Source organism: Carboxylicivirga litoralis, assembly GCF_025499605.1.
Taxonomy (GTDB): domain Bacteria; phylum Bacteroidota; class Bacteroidia; order Bacteroidales; family Marinilabiliaceae; genus Carboxylicivirga; species Carboxylicivirga litoralis.
The window spans coordinates 90,312-109,509 of record NZ_JAFMVC010000011.1 but is presented as its reverse complement, the minus strand read 5'-3'; the positions used below and the strand labels follow the sequence as shown (position 1 = coordinate 109,509).

19 protein-coding genes are annotated in these 19,198 nt (G+C 39.0%); 14 read left to right on the top strand and 5 right to left on the bottom strand.

The window, feature by feature from the left end; all coding sequences use genetic code 11:
• From J1N10_RS11910 to J1N10_RS11900, 3 genes are read left to right on the top strand one after another with little or no spacing between them, the layout of a single operon-like run.
• Complete coding sequence (locus J1N10_RS11910) at positions 1-1,497, top strand: lipopolysaccharide biosynthesis protein (RefSeq protein ID WP_262326934.1); 1,497 nt, start codon at positions 1-3, stop codon at positions 1,495-1,497.
• Positions 1,497-2,195 (top strand): FkbM family methyltransferase, encoded by a 699-nt coding sequence (locus J1N10_RS11905; protein ID WP_262326933.1) that lies wholly within the window; start codon positions 1,497-1,499, stop codon positions 2,193-2,195. The genes J1N10_RS11910 and J1N10_RS11905 overlap by 1 nt, the downstream gene beginning before the upstream one ends.
• Positions 2,196-3,563 carry a polysaccharide deacetylase family protein gene (locus J1N10_RS11900; RefSeq protein WP_262326932.1) on the top strand — a complete coding sequence of 456 codons (1,368 nt, stop codon included), beginning with the start codon at positions 2,196-2,198 and terminating at the stop codon, positions 3,561-3,563. It abuts the gene before it with no gap.
• Here the strand turns inward: J1N10_RS11900 and J1N10_RS11895 are convergent.
• Positions 3,555-4,787 carry a glycosyltransferase family protein gene (locus J1N10_RS11895; RefSeq protein WP_262326931.1) on the bottom strand — a complete coding sequence of 411 codons (1,233 nt, stop codon included), beginning with the start codon at positions 4,785-4,787 and terminating at the stop codon, positions 3,555-3,557. The two genes, J1N10_RS11900 and J1N10_RS11895, sit on opposite strands and share 9 nt — an antisense overlap.
• A 169-nt stretch (positions 4,788-4,956) precedes the next feature.
• Between J1N10_RS11895 and J1N10_RS11890 the strand changes: the two genes are divergently transcribed.
• The 8 genes from J1N10_RS11890 (at position 4,957) to J1N10_RS11855 (ending at position 11,855) form a co-directional block, all read left to right on the top strand.
• Positions 4,957-5,835, top strand: coding sequence for a cell division protein FtsX (locus tag J1N10_RS11890; RefSeq protein WP_262326930.1), 879 nt, complete (start codon positions 4,957-4,959; stop codon positions 5,833-5,835).
• 40 nt (positions 5,836-5,875) lie between these two features.
• Positions 5,876-6,121 carry a DUF3098 domain-containing protein gene (locus J1N10_RS11885; protein WP_262326929.1) on the top strand — a complete coding sequence of 82 codons (246 nt, stop codon included), beginning with the start codon at positions 5,876-5,878 and terminating at the stop codon, positions 6,119-6,121.
• A gap of 66 nt (positions 6,122-6,187) precedes the next feature.
• A complete protein-coding gene (locus J1N10_RS11880) occupies positions 6,188-6,982 on the top strand; it encodes an undecaprenyl-diphosphate phosphatase (RefSeq protein WP_262326928.1) in 795 nt (264 codons plus the stop codon).
• Between the two features lie 9 nt (positions 6,983-6,991).
• Positions 6,992-7,705: a tRNA pseudouridine(55) synthase TruB gene (gene truB, locus J1N10_RS11875; RefSeq protein WP_262326927.1), complete on the top strand. Its 714-nt coding sequence runs from the start codon at positions 6,992-6,994 to the stop codon at positions 7,703-7,705.
• Positions 7,706-7,862: 157 nt separating this feature from the next.
• The gene (gene queA / locus J1N10_RS11870; RefSeq protein ID WP_262326926.1) at positions 7,863-8,912 is read left to right on the top strand and encodes a tRNA preQ1(34) S-adenosylmethionine ribosyltransferase-isomerase QueA; all 1,050 of its coding nucleotides are present in this window, start codon (positions 7,863-7,865) and stop codon (positions 8,910-8,912) included.
• Positions 8,913-9,019: 107 nt separating this feature from the next.
• Positions 9,020-9,832 (top strand): universal stress protein, encoded by an 813-nt coding sequence (locus J1N10_RS11865; protein ID WP_262326925.1) that lies wholly within the window; start codon positions 9,020-9,022, stop codon positions 9,830-9,832.
• Positions 9,833-9,955: 123 nt separating this feature from the next.
• Positions 9,956-10,978 carry a 6-phosphofructokinase gene (locus J1N10_RS11860; RefSeq protein WP_262326924.1) on the top strand — a complete coding sequence of 341 codons (1,023 nt, stop codon included), beginning with the start codon at positions 9,956-9,958 and terminating at the stop codon, positions 10,976-10,978.
• A 172-nt stretch (positions 10,979-11,150) separates the two neighbouring features.
• A complete protein-coding gene (locus tag J1N10_RS11855) occupies positions 11,151-11,855 on the top strand; it encodes a phosphoadenylyl-sulfate reductase (protein ID WP_262326923.1) in 705 nt (234 codons plus the stop codon).
• A gap of 66 nt (positions 11,856-11,921) precedes the next feature.
• Here J1N10_RS11855 and J1N10_RS11850 read toward each other — a convergent pair whose 3' ends face one another.
• Together J1N10_RS11850 and J1N10_RS11845 are read right to left on the bottom strand one after the other, a co-directional pair.
• Positions 11,922-12,629 (bottom strand): porin family protein, encoded by a 708-nt coding sequence (locus J1N10_RS11850; RefSeq protein ID WP_262326922.1) that lies wholly within the window; start codon positions 12,627-12,629, stop codon positions 11,922-11,924.
• A 73-nt stretch (positions 12,630-12,702) separates the two neighbouring features.
• Positions 12,703-14,289 carry an aspartate:alanine exchanger family transporter gene (locus J1N10_RS11845; RefSeq protein WP_262326921.1) on the bottom strand — a complete coding sequence of 529 codons (1,587 nt, stop codon included), beginning with the start codon at positions 14,287-14,289 and terminating at the stop codon, positions 12,703-12,705.
• 222 nt (positions 14,290-14,511) lie between these two features.
• On the opposite strand from J1N10_RS11845, the gene J1N10_RS11840 reads away from it, so the two are divergent.
• The 3 genes from J1N10_RS11840 (at position 14,512) to J1N10_RS11830 (ending at position 16,439) form a co-directional block, all read left to right on the top strand.
• Complete coding sequence (locus tag J1N10_RS11840) at positions 14,512-14,784, top strand: acylphosphatase (RefSeq protein ID WP_262326920.1); 273 nt, start codon at positions 14,512-14,514, stop codon at positions 14,782-14,784.
• A gap of 126 nt (positions 14,785-14,910) precedes the next feature.
• A complete protein-coding gene (locus J1N10_RS11835; protein WP_262326919.1) occupies positions 14,911-15,396 on the top strand; it encodes an RNA polymerase sigma factor in 486 nt (161 codons plus the stop codon).
• Positions 15,396-16,439, top strand: coding sequence for a hypothetical protein (locus J1N10_RS11830; protein ID WP_262326918.1), 1,044 nt, complete (start codon positions 15,396-15,398; stop codon positions 16,437-16,439). Before J1N10_RS11835 ends, J1N10_RS11830 begins: the two co-directional genes overlap by 1 nt.
• A gap of 1 nt (position 16,440) precedes the next feature.
• Here J1N10_RS11830 and J1N10_RS11825 read toward each other — a convergent pair whose 3' ends face one another.
• Together J1N10_RS11825 and J1N10_RS11820 are read right to left on the bottom strand one after the other, a co-directional pair.
• Positions 16,441-17,385 (bottom strand): sensor histidine kinase, encoded by a 945-nt coding sequence (locus tag J1N10_RS11825; protein WP_262326917.1) that lies wholly within the window; start codon positions 17,383-17,385, stop codon positions 16,441-16,443.
• Positions 17,386-17,559: 174 nt separating this feature from the next.
• Complete coding sequence (locus J1N10_RS11820) at positions 17,560-19,179, bottom strand: methyl-accepting chemotaxis protein (protein ID WP_262326916.1); 1,620 nt, start codon at positions 19,177-19,179, stop codon at positions 17,560-17,562.
• Positions 19,180-19,198 lie beyond the last annotated feature (19 nt).

The window sequence follows — 19,198 nt, the reverse complement described above, 5'->3', positions numbered from 1 at the left end:
ATGCTGAACAAGCTCCGAGAACTCTTTAAAGAAAGCTTCTTCTATGGCATTGGTAATTTTTTAACTAAAGCCAGTGGCCTATATCTTTTGCCACTTTACTCCACTTATCTAAGTAAAGAAGAGATTGGCTTAATGGGGCTCTATGAGACCGCCTTCTTTTTTTTAATGGCCATTGCCGCCTGGGGTACCAAAAGTGGATTTACACGTTGGTACAACGAAATGAAAACGCGACAAGATCGACAATCGCTGTTTTTTACCACTTATGCTTTTAATGTGGTCAGTAACACAATCGGAGTTGTACTCACTGCTTTAATTCTCTTTAACCTGAATGTGTTTGAAACCGAAGGTAGCGAACGCATTATCCCCTATTTTTGCCTGGCTGGTTTATTCCGTTTACTGTACGATGTGCCTTTTATAATGCTCAGAGTGCAGCAAAAAGCCTTTAAGCAAACCTCTTACCAAACACTGAGTATTGCCTTTACTATCCTTTTCACCTTTTACCAGTTGGAAGTTGAAAACAATGGCTTTGAAGGCATCTACATCGGGCAATTAATGGCTAATGGCTTAACATTTTTAGTAACCTTGCCCTTAATTATTAAAAGCTGCCACTTTCGTTTTAAATCCAAGCTGTTAGGAGAAATGATTCGCTATGGGTACCCATTGGCTATCTCTAATGTATTGCTGCATGTGTTAGCTATTAGCGATCGTTATATTCTCGAAGCTTATTATTCTCTGGCTGATGTTGGCAGTTATTCGGTGGCCACTAAAGTAACTAACCTCTTGCAGTTTTTGGTAATGGGTACTTTCATTACTTCATACACCTATCAATATTACAAGTCACTGAATGAAGAGGATAACTCACGGTACCACATAAAAATATTCAGCTATTTTATGCTCTTTATGGTATTAGCAGGAATAGCCATAACTTACTTCGCAAAAGAGATAATTTTCATCATCATGGCAGGGAAAGTCGAGTATTTTGATGCCATCCCCGTTATTCCTTTCCTAATGGTCGGTCTTATATTCTCAGGCATGCAACAGGTGTTTAAGCTGCCACTTACTAAAGCGAAGCTTACCAGGCTGATTTCAATAGTGACCATTGGAGCTGGGGCCTTAAATGTTGGTTTAAACTTTCTGGTCATTCCGCAATTCGGGAAAGAAGGAGCGGCTGTAACAACAGCCATTACGCAGTTAACCGCTGCCCTTTGTTTTCTGTATCAAAGCCGTAAAATTGAAGGCACGCAATATGAATGGCGTAAAATTGCTTTATTACTAACTTTGGGCATTGTGTTCTGCGGGGGATTCTTTCTGATTCCATCGTTTAGCATTGTTGTTGACATCCTGATAAAGATAGGCTTACTGGCCTTATTTATTCTGTGCCTGTTCGTCTTTAATTTTTTCGAACCTATTGAAAAACAACGCATAACAGAAGCCTGGCTTAAATGGAATAAGCCACGAGCTATAATCGATAATATTAAAAGCTTAAATAAAAAATAGTGCAACTTAAAAAGTCAATCATACAACTATACCGGTTTTTACGGGGCAAATCTCCACTCATCCGTTCTACCATCAAAGTTAATCACGAATGGGTTGGCAGTTCAAACGGTGGTTTTTTTGTGGCTCCTGAATACATTAAGCCAGGGTCGGTAGTTTATTCCTTTGGCATCGGTCAGGATATTAGTTTCGACAGGTTGTTGATTGAAAAATACAATTGCCAGGTTTTTGGCTTCGACCCGACACCAAAATCAATCGACTGGGTGAAGGAACAAGGTGCTATCAACAATTTTCATTTTGTGCCAGTTGGGATAAGCGATAAAACAGGCGAACTGGAGTTTTTCCTGCCCGTAAATGATAATCATGTATCAGGCAGCTTGGTTGACAACGCTGTAACCAATTCAGATAACACCATAAAAGTGCCGGTTAAAGACCTGAAGACAATTGCCAAGGAATTAGGTCACCAAAGCATTGATGTGCTAAAAATGGATATTGAAGGCGCCGAATACGATGTTATTCCAAGCATTCTTGAATCAGGCATCAACATCAGGCAGGTTCTTATTGAATTTCATCATCGTTTATATCCACAAGGCAATCAAAAAACCAAAGAAGCCATAGAATTGTTAGCTCAACATGGCTATCGTGTTTTTGCCACATCCGAAATATTAGAAGAAATTTCTTTTATCAAATCTGAAGTATAAATGCAGAAAGCACTTAATCAAAATCAGCTTGACTATGTCCTTTTTCACCTGAATCAACACATTGATTTAACAGATGAGATTAAAGAAACAATTTGCTATTCGGACAATTTAAATATTAATAACAAACTAATATTCAAACCTTCTAATAGCTCTATTTCATTAAACAATCGAATTGATTATAATGGCGAATCTATTCCCTGTCTGTTTCCAGTTGATGATAAGCAGCAATGGTTTGACCAAGTGGGTGATTCAGTTATTTTTTACCAGGATATACTAAAATCCGCCTTTTACTTATTAAGTGCATACCAGGAGTATAACTCCGAAAGTGTTGACCACATGGGACGCTTTCAGTATAAAGATTCCATTCAGGAGCAGCTGCAGATTATTCAAAAACCCATTGTCAACTATTATTTCGAAATAATCAGCGATGGTATTGAATTGTTTTGCCAGATTAACAACATTGCGTTTCAGCGTAAACGCTTGTTCGATAATTATGGATTTATGCTCACGCATGATGTCGACCGGGTTGACTACTTTCACTGGAGGGAAACTGCTTACAAAGTGATGCAATTATTAGGATTAAAGAAAGCGCACTATGACAAAAAACGTCTTGCAAAAGCCACTTTCGATGCTCTCCTGCCAACATTCTTCCCTGGTTATACCAATGATCCCTGGTGGAATTTTAAAGAACTTCGACGATTCGAAAAATCACTTAAGCTTAAGTCGACCTGGTACTTTCTTAACCGCGATGGTTCGCCGCACGATGCTAAATACAACCTTGAAGAACCACGCATCAAACAACTGGTTTTTGATTTGGAAAGTGAAGGCTGCGAAGTTGGTCTGCATGGCTCCATTAAAACAGCCAGTGATGCTAAAGCCATGAAGAAAGCCAAACAGCGCTTTGAGAAAATAGCGAACAAACCAATTGTTGGTACGCGCCAGCACTTCCTCAAATTCAATTATGCCTGTACACTAAAAGTTCAGCAAGAAAATGGTTTACTATATGATACTTCAATGGGTTTCGCCGAACATGATGGCTTCCGTACCTCCTACTGCTATCCGTTTAAAGCCTACGATCATACCAATGACCAAATGATGGATATATGGGAGTTTCCTTTAACAATAATGGACACTACTTTATTTGGCTATAGAAAATTGAATTACAACGAAATGCAATATACATTTCAACAATTAACTGAAGAAATTGCAAAGTTTGGAGGATTAATGGTTATGCTGTGGCACAACTGCAACTTTGACGAATACGAAAACCCAGGCATCAAAGACTATTACAATACACAGCTTCAAACCATTGTGAACACCCAACCAGAATCGGTGACCGGAAAAGACGTGCTGCAAAAATTACCCTAAACTTTTCATCTTATTTTGGATGGCCTCATCAATTACAGCGGCACGGCTTCCAAACGTGTGTTCTCTTAGAGTTCGCTGCTGACCTTTTTGCGCAATCGCCTCCATTTCGGCTGGATTATTTAGCAACCAGGTTATTTTTTCTTTCGCCTCATCTATTGATTGATAAGATACTAACTCATCTTTTTTAAAGTATAACTCTAAGTCAGGCTTCCAGTCTGTTAATAAACAACTGCCCATGCCGGTAACCTCATACATACGCATATTAGCCGCAAAATCTTTGGCAATATCACCATGAATATTAAAGGCTATTTTAGATTGTGCAATTTCTTTAAACATCTCCATTGCAAATACCGGCTCTTTAATTTTTTGCAGCAAAGCATTGCTCACCTTCGACGATTGCGGAAAATACTCAAGCTTACTGACTTTTTTAAAACCAGCAACCTTATCATTAATCACATTAAGTCCGGTTTTCTTAAAAACACGGCTGGCTACATAAGCAATCTGACGAGCAGCCAATCCTTTTGATGATTTTGTGTTTAAATTAATTAGAAGATTAATACCAACATTTTCTTTAACTAAATTTTCAAGCAATTGAATCCGTTCTTTATGAAAATTCTGATCCAGGATTAAAGAACCTGTAAACAAAAAATCATGCTTATTCTTTTGCACATTTTTTACCTCATCCAAGATGCGACTATCAAAAGCATGAGGTACCACAATGCATTCGGGCAGCCCATTTGATTCCAGCAAGTCTTTAAAGTATGGTGCACAAACTGTAATCAAATCAAAAGCCTTAAAATCGGAATAATATTGAGGAGATATTGGTGAACAACAGTTGCCTATGGCTAATTTTATAGATGGGATCTGTCGTTTTAAAAACTCGATAAAATCCCCGTTAAAGCTATAACTATCTTGCAACCAAATAACTTCGGGCTTTAACTGCTTTAATTGAGCCACTAAAATTTCTTTATCATTCTCTGGCTTACTATTATTCTCTTCACACCATTGTTCCTGAAGAGGGCGTGCATTGGCCACAATTTCATGGGCATCGTACCACATTTGCCTGAACGCAAAAGCATAAGCATCCGACCAGGCAAAGCGCTGTTGCATTAAATGCGCATGCTGCTGCTCATAATTCAATGCCTTCACCTTTGGGTTATTAATGTAATAATAACTCAAAAAATCTTTGTAATAAGAAGTTATCTTAACCAGTCGGTAACTCATAGCTGAATATGTAAGTCCTACAAAAGTGCAAAATCTTTAATGATTTTTGGCAACCAACGCCTAATTCACAAGTCATCATCCCTGGTTAATTTTTGTTAATTCAAAGATTAATTGCCATCTTTTCTCACTCATCTAAAGGCATTTTATATTTTTGCAGTAATTCTGAAACATGGCAAGCAACAAACAAATAACAAGCGGTCGCAAATTACGCAGCTCCTACATCACTACAACCATCAGTATTGCATTGGTTCTATTCCTGTTAGGCATTATCGGGTTGTTGTTTTTAAATGCGCAACGTTTATCGACGTATGTAAAAGAAAACATTGGGTTCACTATCCTAATCAAAGATAATGCGCGCGAAGCTGAAGTGAAGCGATTAGAAAAACTACTAAGTACCTCGCCATACATTAAGCAAACCGAATACATCGATAAAGACCGTGCGGCCAATGAATTGAAAGACGAATTGGGTGAAGATTTTGTTGAGTTCTTAGGTTACAACCCGCTACTGTCATCAATTGATGTTAAGTTATTTGCTAAATATGCCAACCCGGATAGTTTGGTTAAAGTGGAAGCAGTCATCATGGATTTTCCGCAGGTCAAAGAGGTTATCTACCAAAAAAACCTGATTCATTTAGTTCATGAAAATGTGCGTAAAATTGCCATTGTGCTGGCTGGTTTTGCTGTGATGCTACTACTCATTGCAGTGGCACTTATCAACAATACCATTCGCTTATCGGTCTATTCAAAACGCTTTATTATTCGCACCATGCAGCTGGTTGGTGCTACCAAAGGTTTTATCAGGCGCCCCATACTTTGGGGTAGTATCCTGCACGGTTTTGTTGGTTCAGTTCTTGCCATCGCACTATTGGCCGCTATGATTTACCTGAGCAGTCAGGAGTTGGCGGGCGTTGTAGGTTTTAACAACATCGATTTAGTCTTTATATTATTTGGCATTGTAATCCTACTCGGTATTTTCATTACTTTCTTATCCACCTTTTTTGCGGTTAATAAGTATTTGAATTTACGAACCGACGATTTGTACTTCTAATACACTAAGACTATTGCAATTTATTATTAAATAATTGAACATGAAGGAAGAAGATAAAAAATTTCAATTTGCGCTGGCAAAAGAAAACTACATACTTTTAGCTATTGGATTCGGCATCATCATCTTAGGATTTGTATTGATGATTGGAGGCCGTAGTGAGGACCCAACTGTATTTAACGAGGAAATTTTCAGTTTCCGCCGCATAACACTTGCTCCTATCGTGGTGCTGTTTGGTTTCATGTTTGAAATCTATGCCATCATGAAAAAGCCAAAGAGCGATAAATAATTCACTATTAAAGTATTTTAATTCCTTGCATGTTACGCGAGGTCTATAATTTCTTGATCTAATTTTATGGGAGTTTTTGAAGCATTAATTCTTGGAATTATCCAGGGATTAACAGAATTTTTACCTGTAAGCAGTAGCGGCCACCTCGAAATTGCTAAAGCCATTTTTGGCGATAAAGTTATTGCCGAAGAAAGTATGTTTATGACTGTGATGCTGCATGGCGCCACAGCCATTAGCACCATTGTAGTATTTCGTAAAGAAATATGGAAAATCCTCACGGGATTATTACAGTTTAAATGGAACAGCCAAACTGCTTTTTCAGTTAAAATCATTTTATCTATGCTGCCAGCAGCTTTTGTGGGCATTACTTTTAGCGAAGAAATGGAAGTGCTGTTCGACAATCAGATTCTCTTGGTAGGTTTTATGCTGATTATCACATCTGGCTTATTGTATTTTGCCGACAAGGCAAAAAAAACAAAGAAAAAAGTGACGTTTCAAAGTGCTATTGTCATTGGTGCGGCTCAAGCATTAGCAATCATGCCCGGCATTTCGCGTTCAGGCGCAACTATTGCCACCTCGGTGCTTTTAGGTGTCGATCGCCGAAAAGCAACACGTTTTTCCTTTCTAATGGTGGTGCCTTTAATTTTGGGTAAAATGGCAAAAGACCTGCTGTCAAGCGACTTTACTACTGCCGGCGCGCAAGTGCTTCCTGTTATTGTTGGCTTTATTGCAGCATTTGTAACCGGACTATTTGCCTGTACATGGATGATTCAACTTGTTCGTAAAAGTAAGTTGACCTATTTCTCGGTCTACTGCGTCATTGTGGGTTTAATCGCCATTATTCACCAAGTATATTTTTAAAAATTAACAATGAAGATAGAGTATAGTGAAGAGCGCTTTCGTGAAGGGCAGGTTTTGTTGATTAACAAGCCTTTGGAATGGACATCGTTTGATATTGTTAATAAAATTCGCTTATCGTTAAAGCGCTATTTAGGCATTAAAAAGATAAAAGTAGGCCACGCAGGCACACTTGATCCACTAGCAAGCGGATTGGTTATTGTTTGTACCGGCAAAGCCACTAAGCAAATCGACCAGTTTCTGGGTATGGATAAGCAATACCTGGCCAATGTTCGATTGGGCGCTACCACACCGTCTTTCGATTTAGAAACAGAGCCGGATAAACATTTTGAGACGATGCACATCACCCAAGAAATGATGGATAAAGCCATTGCCTCATTAACTGGAGAAATCGAACAGGTTCCTCCCATGTTTTCTGCACTGAAAATCAATGGTCGAAAAGCATATGATTTGGCTCGACAAGGAAAAGAGGTCGAATTGAAAGCCCGAAAAATTACCATCAGTGAGTTAAAATTGCTTAAATGGGAAGAAAAAGATTTGCAGCTAGACGTAGCGTGCAGCAAAGGCACATACATCCGCTCTTTGGCGCGCGACTTGGGCTACGAGCTTAATTCAGGTGCTCATTTAAGTGGTTTAATTCGCACCCGAATAGGACCTTATATGCTTTCCGAAGCCATCTCAATTGAGGAATTTGAAAAAAATCTTGCTACTTTTGCAACAAAATAAAAAACGCCACGTATAAGGTACGCTTATTGTGTGCAACTTTTTTAGTTTAACTGCGTTGTAAACAAGCAATTTAAACAAACCTGTCATCTTGCAGCTTTTGCAGGGTGATTTTCTTTGTTTCGTAGATGATACAAGCAAATTAGTAAAACGAATATATATGAAGTTATCAAAGTTTAAGTATAAACTGCCCGAAGAGCTAATTGCCCTCCATCCCACCCACAATCGTGACGAATCGCGTTTAATGGTTTTAAATCGTCAGACCAAAGAAATAGAGCACCGCATTTTTAAAGATGTGATTGAATATTTCGACGATCAGGATGTGATGGTTTTTAATAACACAAAAGTGTTTCCGGCCAGATTATATGGTAACAAAGAGAAAACGGGTGCCGAAATCGAAGTATTCTTATTGCGTGAGCTTAACCGTGAGCAACGCTTGTGGGACGTACTGGTTGATCCGGCTCGTAAAATCCGTATTGGTAACAAATTATATTTTGGCGATGATGATAATTTAGTGGCCGAAGTTATTGACAACACAACTTCGCGCGGACGTACACTGCGCTTCCTTTACGATGGTTCTTATGAAGAATTCAAAGAAACCTTGTACGGCATGGGTGAAACGCCACTTCCAAAGATTATCGATAGAGAAGTTGTGCCTGAAGATAAAGACCGCTACCAAACGATTTACGCTAAGCACGAAGGAGCCGTAGCCGCCCCAACCGCTGGTATGCACTTTAGCCGCGAGCTTATGAAGCGACTGGAAATTAAAGGCGTGGATTTTTCAGAAGTAACACTTCACGTTGGTTTAGGTAATTTCCGCCAGGTAGATGTGGAAGATTTAACCAAGCACAAAATGGACTCGGAACAAATTTTTATTACCGAAGCTGCTACAGATATTATCAACCGTGGCAAAGACCGCAAGAAACGTGTGTGCGCCGTTGGAACAACTGTTATGCGCACTCTTGAAAGCTCGGTTTCTACCTATGGACACGTTAAGCCTTTTGAAGGATGGACCAACAAATTTATCTTCCCTCCTTACGAATTTCAGGTGGCTAATTCGATGATTACCAACCTGCATCTGCCGCTTTCAACACTCATGATGATGGTCGCTGCTTTTGGAGGTTACGACTTCATTATGGATGCCTATGAAGTGGCTGTTAAAGAAAAGTACCGCTTTGGAACCTATGGCGACGCTATGCTAATTATCTAATTAACTCATATATTGACATTAAAGCCGGCTCTTAAAGCCGGCTTTTTTATTTCCATAACCGTTCCTTTTTTGTAACTTGTGTTAACCACAGTAAAATTTATCAGGTTATGGTACGTCTATTTGTCCCTATCAATTATTCCGATTACTCTGTTAACGCTGTAAACTATGCCATTAAATTGGGGCAAAAAATTCCATCAACAATCACCTTAATCACCTGCAAAGATCCAATTATCAGCAAAGAAGAGTCAGGCAACAAGGAGCTTAAGTTGGATGAGTTTAAAAAGGCCATTGAAGCAGGTTTTAACGAACAACAAAAGCAAAACATTAACTTGAGTTCTCGGATTGTCACTGGTTATCCCGAAGATATTTTGGTAGAGATTAGCATTCAGGAAGAACCAGATGCTATAATAATGGGCACACGCAGCAAAGGCGAAACCATTAAAGAACTATTGGGAAGCATCACCAGCGATGTGATTAAAAATGCCAAAGTACCCGTATTGGCTGTTCCGGCCAATTCAACGGTTGATACTGACAAACTTAGCAACATTCTGTTTGTTACTGATTTTGGCGATAATGATTATCGCTCTCTGCACAAGCTCATTCGCTTAATCACACCGTTTCAGACCCATATTTTTGCAACACATTTTAAAGCTGCCCAGCCCGATAAATGGGATAAAAAACGCCTGGAAGAGATGCGCCTTTATTGTAAGCAAACCTACCGCAACTATAACATCAGCTTCGATTTTATTACAGGAGATGATTTTATTTCCGCTTTGGATACTTTTATCGAATCCAATCAGATTGACCTGATAGCTATGACTCGACATAAGCGCAATATGATTTCAAAAATATTACACCCAAGCATTACGCGTAAAATATTGTTTCATACAGATATACCTTTATTGGTTTTCCACGAATAAAGAAACTTTAATTAACCCGGATGGATTTTATCTATAAAAGCAGTAATTTACATGCTTAGTTGAATAAGTATACAAATCAAACTCCTTGCATTACTAAAGACAGAGTTAATAAATCAAGATACTATGGGAACAGGTAAAAAAAGAATTGGGATTTTATCAGCCGGTGGTGATTGTCCCGGAATCAATGCGGCCATCAGAGGTGTTGGAAAAACAGCCATTGTTAAATATGGCATGGAAGTGGTTGGAATAGCCAATGGTTTTAGTGGCCTCATGGATATGGAAGCAACCCATATGGAAGAGAAAGACCTTTCGGGTATTATCACTGTTGGAGGTACCATTTTGGGAACTTCGCGCTTTAAACCATTCAAAAAAGAAGAAGGCGAAACAGAAAATAAGCCCCAAATCATCAAAGAAAATTACGATAAGCTTGGTTTAGATGCATTGGTGTGTATTGGCGGTAATGGTACACAAAAAACGGCTAATTTACTAGCTCAGGAAGGTCTTAATGTTATCGGCATTCCAAAGACCATCGATAATGACGTATATGGCACCGACGTTACATTTGGTTTCGACTCGGCGGTGGACATTGCCACCGAAGCCATTGACCGCCTTCATACAACAGCTAACTCACATAAGCGCGTGATGGTGATTGAACTGATGGGACACAACGCGGGCTGGATTACCTTGCACTCAGGCATTGCTGCTGGTGGTGACGTTATTCTGTTGCCCGAATTGGACTTTGACCTCGACAATGTTTGCAACTGCCTGATGGAGAGAAGTAAAGTTGGTAAACCCTACTCCATTGTTGTGGTGGCAGAAGGAATTGAAAAACCTAAAAAGAAATCAGCAGCCAGTTATATTGGTCGTAAAATACAAAAAATGACCGGCATGGAAACGCGTGAAACCATTTTGGGTTACATTCAACGTGGCGGAACACCAAGCCCTCAAGACCGCATTTTAGCAACCCGCTACGGGGCACACGCTGCCGAATTAATACACCGTGGCGAATATGGCACCATGGTATCACTTAAAAACGATGTTATTACTTCTGTTCCTTTAGAAGACGTTGGTGGCAAACTAAGACTGGTTAATCCTGACCATTACCTGATTGATCAGGGCCGAAGCATGGGTGTATGCTTTGGATAGGTCGATAGGCAAAGAAAACGTTAGAATGAGTACTACAAAATAGTAGCAGCAACAGGAAGAAGTATCAATTCCAGTTGCTGTTTTTTTGTTTCATTCTATAAAATCAACACCTCAATATTAAGTGTCATTTATAAACTATTATAATTGTTATATTTGCGCAAAACATTGGATTATGCAAGCAGAAGAAATCAAGCAGTTGAACGAGCAGTTTGCCAACTCAACACCGCAAGAAATATTAACCTACTTCATTGAACGTTTTGGCGATAAAATAGGGCTAGCCTCTAGCCTTGGTGCCGAAGATCAGGTGCTGACCGAAATGGTAGTAAACATTAATCCGGATACCACTATTTTCACCCTTGATACCGGTCGTTTATTTCCGGAAACGTATGATTTAATTGACCGCACCTCTAAAAAATACAAGAAGAACCTGAAAGTATATTTCCCAAAGAAGAAGAAGGTGGAAAAAATGGTCAATGCTAAAGGCATTAATCTGTTTTTCGATAGCGTGGTAAATCGTAAAGAATGTTGTTTTAATAGAAAAATTGAACCTCTTCAGCGTGCTTTTAAAAAGTTAGATGTTTGGATTTGCGGTTTAAGAGCCGAACAATCGGTGACCCGAACAGATATTCAGAAAGTGGAATGGGATGCAAATAACAATATGATTAAAGTTAATCCGCTAGCTGATTGGAGCGAAGAAAAAGTTTGGGATTACATCAAAGAAAAAGGCATTCCATATAATACGCTGCACGACAAAGATTACCCAAGCATTGGTTGCCAGCCATGCACACGTGCCATTATGGAAGGTGAAGACGTGAGAGCCGGCCGCTGGTGGTGGGAAAACCCGGATACCAAAGAGTGTGGATTACACAAGAGATAAAACGATATTAAAAAAAACAAGGGCCGTTCTCTATTAATAGAACGGCCCTTGTTTTTGTCTTATTATCTAAAATCTGAATATCAACCCACCGGAAAAGTCACCCTGAACAGTTAAAACTCCAGTGCTAACACTAGCACCCGAACTCGTACCACCCGAACCTATCCCAACAAACAGTCCGCCTCCTGAAAAATACATTGGTAACAACAATCGTCCTTGCAGGCGGATACCAATTCTGTCACTAAAATAGTACTTAATACCGCCTCCTAAAGCAGCCGAAAACGATACATGATCGGAAACACCATGCGTCGTCATATTAAACCAGGTAATACCCAATGATGCCATTCCAAATGGAACCAAAGGGCCATCGTTTAGCTCCCTAACTGTTCCCAACTGGAAATAGTCAATGGCCATATCATAATTGGTGCGTTCCCCGGTCAGAAAGTCTTCAAAACGGGCACTGGTTTTGGCTCTCGTATACGAAAATTCGGCCAAAGTACCCGACGAAAGTGCAACCGATAGTATTCCTCCAAAATGATCCGAATTGTCCATCTTGAATTTAGCCCGATACAGATTGATATGTCCATTTAATGAATAACCATAAATGGGTGTTAATTCAATTCGAGGCCTTGTTGTTACAGGTTTTTTTGCAGGTTCTTCCCACTTATAAGTTTGCTGTAAGGTTCCTCCTGAACTCCTTGGATTTTGCCCCATCAAACTGGCTGAAACAAAAGCTGCTGTTAATAGAACAAGTGTTTTGAGTTTGGTTAATTTCATAGTTATAGGTTAATAATTAAACTTCTTTGAAAAGATAACAATTACTACCCTATTTTGATTACTGAAAACCGCATTAAATAAACCCAAGTATCTGCACACAAATAACCAACAATACCATTGCCACCGGATAAACGGTTGCATAAGCAATTGCTGCAGCATTACTATCAGTCATACTATCAACTGCTGCTAATCCGGGTGTACTGGTCATAGAGCCCGTAATTGTTCCAAGCAAGGTCAGAATATTTAGTGACTTCATAAAATAAGCGGCCACAACTGCCATCATCATCGGAAATAGGGTTAAGATACCTCCTACAACAAATAATTGTGCACCATAATTATTATAAGTATCCACCAATGTTGCACCAGCTTTTGTTCCTACAGAGGCCAAGAATAGCATTAAACCCAACTGACGAAGCAGTTGATTGGCTGCACCTGACATACTCCAAATAACAGGCCCTGTACGTCCAATACGAGCCAATATCATGGAAACAGCTAACACCCCTCCTGTTAAACCCAGGCTAAACGAGAATGAACCACCAAATGATAAGGACATCTTGCCAAACAATACGCCCAAAACAATTCCCGCAGCAACAGGGAAAAAATCCGTATCGGATAACTTTTTATCATTGTTACCAAAAATGCGAATGACCTGCTTCATGTTCTCGCGGCTACAGGCCACCATCACTTTATCACCCATCTGCAACTTAACCGATGGTGATGGTGTGATATCGATTCCACTTCGTCGAATGCGGGTTACTGTAGCCTGGTAATTGGTCCATAAATTGAATACGCTTAATGCTTTGTTGACAGCCTCGGTATTGGTTACCAATATGGATTGTACTTCATAACCGGCATCCAATGGGATTTCCTCTTTGGTTTCTGAACCAATTAACATTGCTATTTTCTCCAAAGCATCTTTTGTTCCAACCGCTCGCACTAAATCACCTTTGCTTAATACAGTATTTATATTGGGCGTTGTTGTACAACCATCGTGCATCACTCGCGAAATAACCGCTTGTGTCATAGAACGGACGCGGAGATGACCAATTGTTTTGCCAATGACATTTTCGTTCTCAACCATTAGGTTGCGGTGCATTATTTCAGGAAAACCCGATTCGGCACTTTTTTCATAATCCTTCTCTGCCTTTTTAATATCGGCTTTTATAATTTTAGGATAGAACTTGGCAAACAATATAACACCTATGACGCCGAAGGGATAGGCCACACCATAGCCAATGGACACCAAAGGCGAATTAGTCGTTTCAATAGCTGCTGCCAAACCAGGAGTCGAAGTCAATGCACCCGTTAACAGACCTGTCACAATTGGCATATCCAATCCAAATGCATAATACAGGATATAAGCCATTACAGAGGCTGAAATAATTACCACAGTTGCCAGCAAAGCTAAATTACGTCCATTCTTCTGAAACGAATCAAAGAAACCAGGACCTGCCTGAACACCAATGGTATAGATAAATAAAATAAGTCCAATTTTTTCAAGAATACTTGGCATCACAATACCGAAGTGCCCGAAAACCAAAGCCACAAAAATGATGGCAGATATGTCGAGCGACACACCCTTAACCTTTAGGTTTCCAATAATAAAGCCAAGACAAATAATAACGAATAAAGCAAAATAGCTGGTTTGTATTAATTCCATTACGAATAAATTGTTAAGTAGAACAGATGTTATCGATGTAATTATGGATAATTCGGAAGTTGGATTTAAATATTCGCAAAGATACACTTTCCATCTCAACGATAGTTTTATAATTTTAGATAATTATAGCATAGACCAAAAGATGAAAGACATAAGACAATAGACAGCTAGTCGTGTTCCGCCCATCTTTTATCTTAAGTCTTGTGTCTTAAATCTTAAAAAATGAAACGAGTTCGGATTATTGTTGATGGAAGAGTTCAGGGAGTTGGATTTCGCTATTTTGTGGCTAATGGTGCCCGAACGCATAACATTAATGGTTATGTACAAAACCTGCCCGATGGCAAAGTGGAGATTGATGCTGAAGGCGAAAGCGAAAACCTGCATCATTTTTTAGTGGAATGCAAACAAGGACCTCAACTATCAAGAGTTGATACGTTTATGGTGAGCGACATTCCGTTTTATGGCTATCGGCAATTTAAGATCAAACAACGTTGAAAGGATATTTGATTTTCGATGAGAGATCTAATATCAAAGACTTAACTCTGAACTAAAAAAAATGAAAATATCCTGTAACATCTCAATAAACCAGCGCGTCCTATAACTGTCAATTGGCAAAAATCTATGACTGTAGAAGAATTTAACCAAGCCGTAAATCTCTATTCTGATGGTGTTTACCGCTTTGTTCTTAAAAACATTAAGGACGAAGACAAAGCGAAAGACATCATTCAGGATACGTATGAGAAATTGTGGAAGAAACATGCGGAGGTTAATTTTCAAAAAGTGAAAAGTTATTTGTTTTCTGCCGCCTACCACACGCTGATTGACCTGACTCGTCGTGAGAAAAAACAAGCCCAATGGGATGAAGTTGACTTTAAAAACCATTCACACTCCGAAGGCTACAGCGACCTGAACGAAGTATTGCACAAAGCCATTGAACGCTTGCCCGAAACGCAGCGTATGGTTGTGATGATGCGCGATTATGAAGGTTATTCGTACAAGGAAATTGGTGAAATTTGTGGCTTAAACGAAGCCCAGGTGAAAGTTTACATCTTTAGGGCCCGAAAATTTTTGAAAGAATACATTGGTAAAATAGAAGTTTTAGTTTGATGATGATTAATAAAAGTAATTACGAAGCCTATCTGTTAGACTATCTTGAGGGAAGCATTTCCACGCAGGACAGGGAAGCTTTATTGTTATTTTTTGATTTAAACCCTCAACTAAAATCCGAGCTTGATACCGATATTAGCCTGTGTTTAAACCCTAAAGCCCAATTGGCAGATGACTTTAAGGAACAGTTATTAAAACACGAAGCAGATGTTTACGACTTGCCTGTTAGCGATTATCTCTTCATCAAAAAACAGGAAGAAGGCTTAAGCAAAACTGAGCAGTCTGAATTATTACTCATTGAGCCCAATAAGCATAAACAAGAAAAAATAAGTTTAGATTATCAAAAAACAATTCTTAGGTCAGATACGACTGTTTTGTATGATGATAAATCAAAACTACGTCGTTTTGCCTTGTTTCCAGTATTTAAGCAATATGTCATCAGAAGAAGCATTGCAGCCGCTGCCATTATCGCCGTATTTGCTTCTGTTTGGTTTATAACTGAAACACCTGATATTAGCACGCCTCAAGTGGCAAATACTGTAACTTCTCATGTAGATGAATTAGAAAAACCAATTGTAGCCGAAAGCAAAATATTAGAAAAGCCATTACCAGATGAAAAACAGCCATCGAAAGACAGCTTATTAAAATTAGCTAATGATCCGATGGAACTGAAAAAAGAAAGCGCTGCAAAACAAAAACCGGCATCAACAAAAAATGCTAATTATTTGGCAAGTATTGGTCATATAAAGCCATTGAACAATCATAAAATTAATGCCTACGAACATGGTTTAAATGTGATGATGCCTCAATACATGAATAACAACCTGTTACGTGAGGAGCTGGCATCTATTTACCGAAAAATAGAAGTGGACGAAAGCAGCAATCCTTCTATTTCATTTGCCCTGCTTGAAGGCGGTGTGAAAGTGATGAATTTCTTGTCGAAAGAATCGGTTAAAATGCAAAAGTACTACAACGACAATGGCGAAGTGGTAGGCTATAAGGTAAAAGGTGAAAACCTGGAACTAAACAGAAAAGTAAAATAAATCAGGCGCTTACTTTCTCTATCGGCATTGAAAAATAAAAGTTAGAGCCTTTTCCCGATTCCGATTCGAGCCATATTTTACCACCCAATAGCTTCAACATTTCTTTACAAATGGACAAACCCAGACCTGTTCCGCCAGTGCGATTTGCCAGCTCAATCTCGGCCTGCTTAAAACGCTCAAAAATGGTTTGGTGTAGCTCTGGTCGAATGCCAATACCCGTATCTTTCACAAAGAAAACAATGTCATTTTTATCTATTTGATAACCAAACTGAATACACCCTTTATGCGTGAATTTAATAGCATTATTCACCAGATTATGAAACACACGCGTCAGCTTTTCTTTATCTGTATAGATTGATAAATCCACACCTTCCCTCTTTATCTCAAGCTTAACATTTTCTTTCATTAGTGGCTCAAAATAAGCTTGTACATTATCCATTAACTGGCATATGGCAAACTGCTCATTATGTACATAACTATTACCCGACTCAAGTAATGAAGTGTCCATTACGTCATTAACAATTGATAATAATTGCTTCGAACTATTCAGGATAATCTCAAGGTATTGCTTCGTTTCATCCGGACTAACGCCTTCTGTTTGGGCTATTTCAGTAAATCCCACAATGGCATTCATTGGCGTGCGCAGTTCGTGTGAAATATTTTCGATAAAAGCCGTTTTTAACTTCTCATTTTCTCGCGCCAGACTTTCGGCTTTGCGCAAGCGTTTTAAATGTGTTTTGCTTAAAAAGAAAAGTAAAACGGCTGTAGCAAGCACATAAAACCACCCTTTATAATGTTGGATGAGCGTGAGCATTGCCTCATTCTCAGATAATTTAGCAGCCACATTGTCTGAGAATAAAATCCAAAGCGCACCCAAGACCAGATAAATGGCCGATAGTCGATACTCAAATGGAATTTTATAATATAGTTTCTGCAATCCTTTCATGTGCGTAATTATTAACAATAACAACGATGTAATATCGTAAATAATTACACACATGTCATGCAAAGGTACGTGGTATTTGACTAACCGACCTAAATCATTGATTGAGCTTTATAAGCGAATATAAACATAATACATATGTTACATCTTCAATATAAAATAGTACGGTTTTAATGTTTATTCATCATATTTAAAAAAGGAGATCCGCTCGTGAAGCTCTTCTGAATATGCACTTAACTCATTGGCTCTCTCCGACATGTTTTCGGCTATCTGCGCATTGGATTGAGTCGAATTATTAAGTCCCTGAATAGCATTATTAATTTCAGTGACAGCGGTACGTTGCTCTTCACTTGAAGAAACAATTTCAGCCAATAAATCAGATGTCTTATTGATTTCGGGTACTAATTCAGATAACTTTCCTGCTGTGTTGCCAACAACTACCATTCCTTCGGAGAATCGTTTATTAATCGTGTTTGCAGATTCTTTACTTCGGTCAGCTAATTTACGCACTTCAGCTGCCACAACAGCAAACCCACTGCCATATTCTCCAGCCCTTGCTGCTTCAACCGAGGCATTTAACGATAAAATATTGGTTTGTTGCGTAATTTCTTCTATCGAGGTCAATTCTTTCCGAATAGAGTTCATAGAATCAATGGCCTGGTTTGACGAATCGTTTCCTGACTTGATTTCCTTGGCAGATGTTTTAGCAATCTGTTCCGTCAATGAAGCATGTTGACTATTTGATTCTATAGTGGCAGTCATTTCTTCCATCGAAACAGAAATTTCCTCCACTGAAGCAGCTTGCGAATTGGTTGATTCTGCCAGTTGTTTGGATATATTACGTGTCTTTCTGCTCTCCCCATTAAGTACCTGAGTGGTTTCATTAACCGATTTAATTACCGAACGAATCGAGCCTATCATCAGGTTAAGATTGCCGCCAATCTCTGAAAATTCATCATTCCCTTTATCATTATACTGCTGGGTTAAATCCCCGCTGGCCACTTTCTTATTTACATTGATGATATCACGTATCTTAAAATTAGTATTACGTATGAAATAAATACTAATGGCAGAAACAATCATCAACACAAACAACATGATTAGAATTATTTTATATATAGCTACCCGAATATTAGCCTGAACATCATTCGAGTGAGCATCAAGACTTGACTTAATGATGAATAAACCAACAATATCGTTATCATCGTAGTTTTCCATTGGGTAACCAAGTATATCTTTACCATTATTCCAGGGGCTGGTATTGGGATGCCCATGACAAAGTAAACATCCTTGCTCTTCGGACAAGCGGACTGGGCGCATTACCCACAATTCATTTGTTTCTTCGTGTGTATATGTTAGCACTTTTAAGGCCGGTTCTGTTTCAAATCGCTTAATGAGATCCGCCTCTATCTCATTGGCTGCATTAGCACTATTTCTTGCGTGTAGTGAGGCTACGCGGAATGTATAATTATCATCACCTGTTACATTTTCACCGACGGCCATTGATGCGAAAATCGGCACTTTTTTAAGCAAGTCTTTTTTATCGTCCGCTGATATCTCACCATCTGGATGCAATGCCTTCAGTTCATCAACTTCTGCCTCCATATCAAATTGTGTTGCTACATAGGAGCGCACAGCTTCCATACGACTTAAAATGGCTTTTGTCTTTCGCTCAAGCGTTTCTACCCCTTGCTTTTTTAACATTGATGAAGCAACGTAAACAGCAATACCTGTTGCCATAAAAATAGGAACAAAAATGATTAGCACCAGTTTTGTCCTGAAACTCACTTTACTCATTAAAGTCTTTTTAAATTTC

Bases quoted from the DNA above. Each gene is read 5' to 3' on its own strand.
- J1N10_RS11830 (WP_262326918.1), top strand. From the start codon at position 15,396: ATGATGATTAATAAAAGTAATTACGAAGCCTATCTGTTAGACTATCTT.
- J1N10_RS11865 (WP_262326925.1), top strand. From the start codon at position 9,020: ATGGTACGTCTATTTGTCCCTATCAATTATTCCGATTACTCTGTTAAC.
- J1N10_RS11820 (WP_262326916.1), bottom strand. From the start codon at position 19,179: ATGAGTAAAGTGAGTTTCAGGACAAAACTGGTGCTAATCATTTTTGTT.
- J1N10_RS11825 (WP_262326917.1), bottom strand. From the start codon at position 17,385: ATGAAAGGATTGCAGAAACTATATTATAAAATTCCATTTGAGTATCGA.
- J1N10_RS11895 (WP_262326931.1), bottom strand. From the start codon at position 4,787: ATGAGTTACCGACTGGTTAAGATAACTTCTTATTACAAAGATTTTTTG.
- J1N10_RS11900 (WP_262326932.1), top strand. From the start codon at position 2,196: ATGCAGAAAGCACTTAATCAAAATCAGCTTGACTATGTCCTTTTTCAC.
- queA (WP_262326926.1), top strand. From the start codon at position 7,863: ATGAAGTTATCAAAGTTTAAGTATAAACTGCCCGAAGAGCTAATTGCC.
- J1N10_RS11860 (WP_262326924.1), top strand. From the start codon at position 9,956: ATGGGAACAGGTAAAAAAAGAATTGGGATTTTATCAGCCGGTGGTGAT.
- J1N10_RS11845 (WP_262326921.1), bottom strand. From the start codon at position 14,289: ATGGAATTAATACAAACCAGCTATTTTGCTTTATTCGTTATTATTTGT.
- J1N10_RS11850 (WP_262326922.1), bottom strand. From the start codon at position 12,629: ATGAAATTAACCAAACTCAAAACACTTGTTCTATTAACAGCAGCTTTT.
- J1N10_RS11890 (WP_262326930.1), top strand. From the start codon at position 4,957: ATGGCAAGCAACAAACAAATAACAAGCGGTCGCAAATTACGCAGCTCC.
- J1N10_RS11840 (WP_262326920.1), top strand. From the start codon at position 14,512: ATGAAACGAGTTCGGATTATTGTTGATGGAAGAGTTCAGGGAGTTGGA.
- J1N10_RS11910 (WP_262326934.1), top strand. From the start codon at position 1: ATGCTGAACAAGCTCCGAGAACTCTTTAAAGAAAGCTTCTTCTATGGC.
- truB (WP_262326927.1), top strand. From the start codon at position 6,992: ATGAAGATAGAGTATAGTGAAGAGCGCTTTCGTGAAGGGCAGGTTTTG.
- J1N10_RS11855 (WP_262326923.1), top strand. From the start codon at position 11,151: ATGCAAGCAGAAGAAATCAAGCAGTTGAACGAGCAGTTTGCCAACTCA.
- J1N10_RS11835 (WP_262326919.1), top strand. From the start codon at position 14,911: ATGACTGTAGAAGAATTTAACCAAGCCGTAAATCTCTATTCTGATGGT.
- J1N10_RS11880 (WP_262326928.1), top strand. From the start codon at position 6,188: ATGGGAGTTTTTGAAGCATTAATTCTTGGAATTATCCAGGGATTAACA.
- J1N10_RS11885 (WP_262326929.1), top strand. From the start codon at position 5,876: ATGAAGGAAGAAGATAAAAAATTTCAATTTGCGCTGGCAAAAGAAAAC.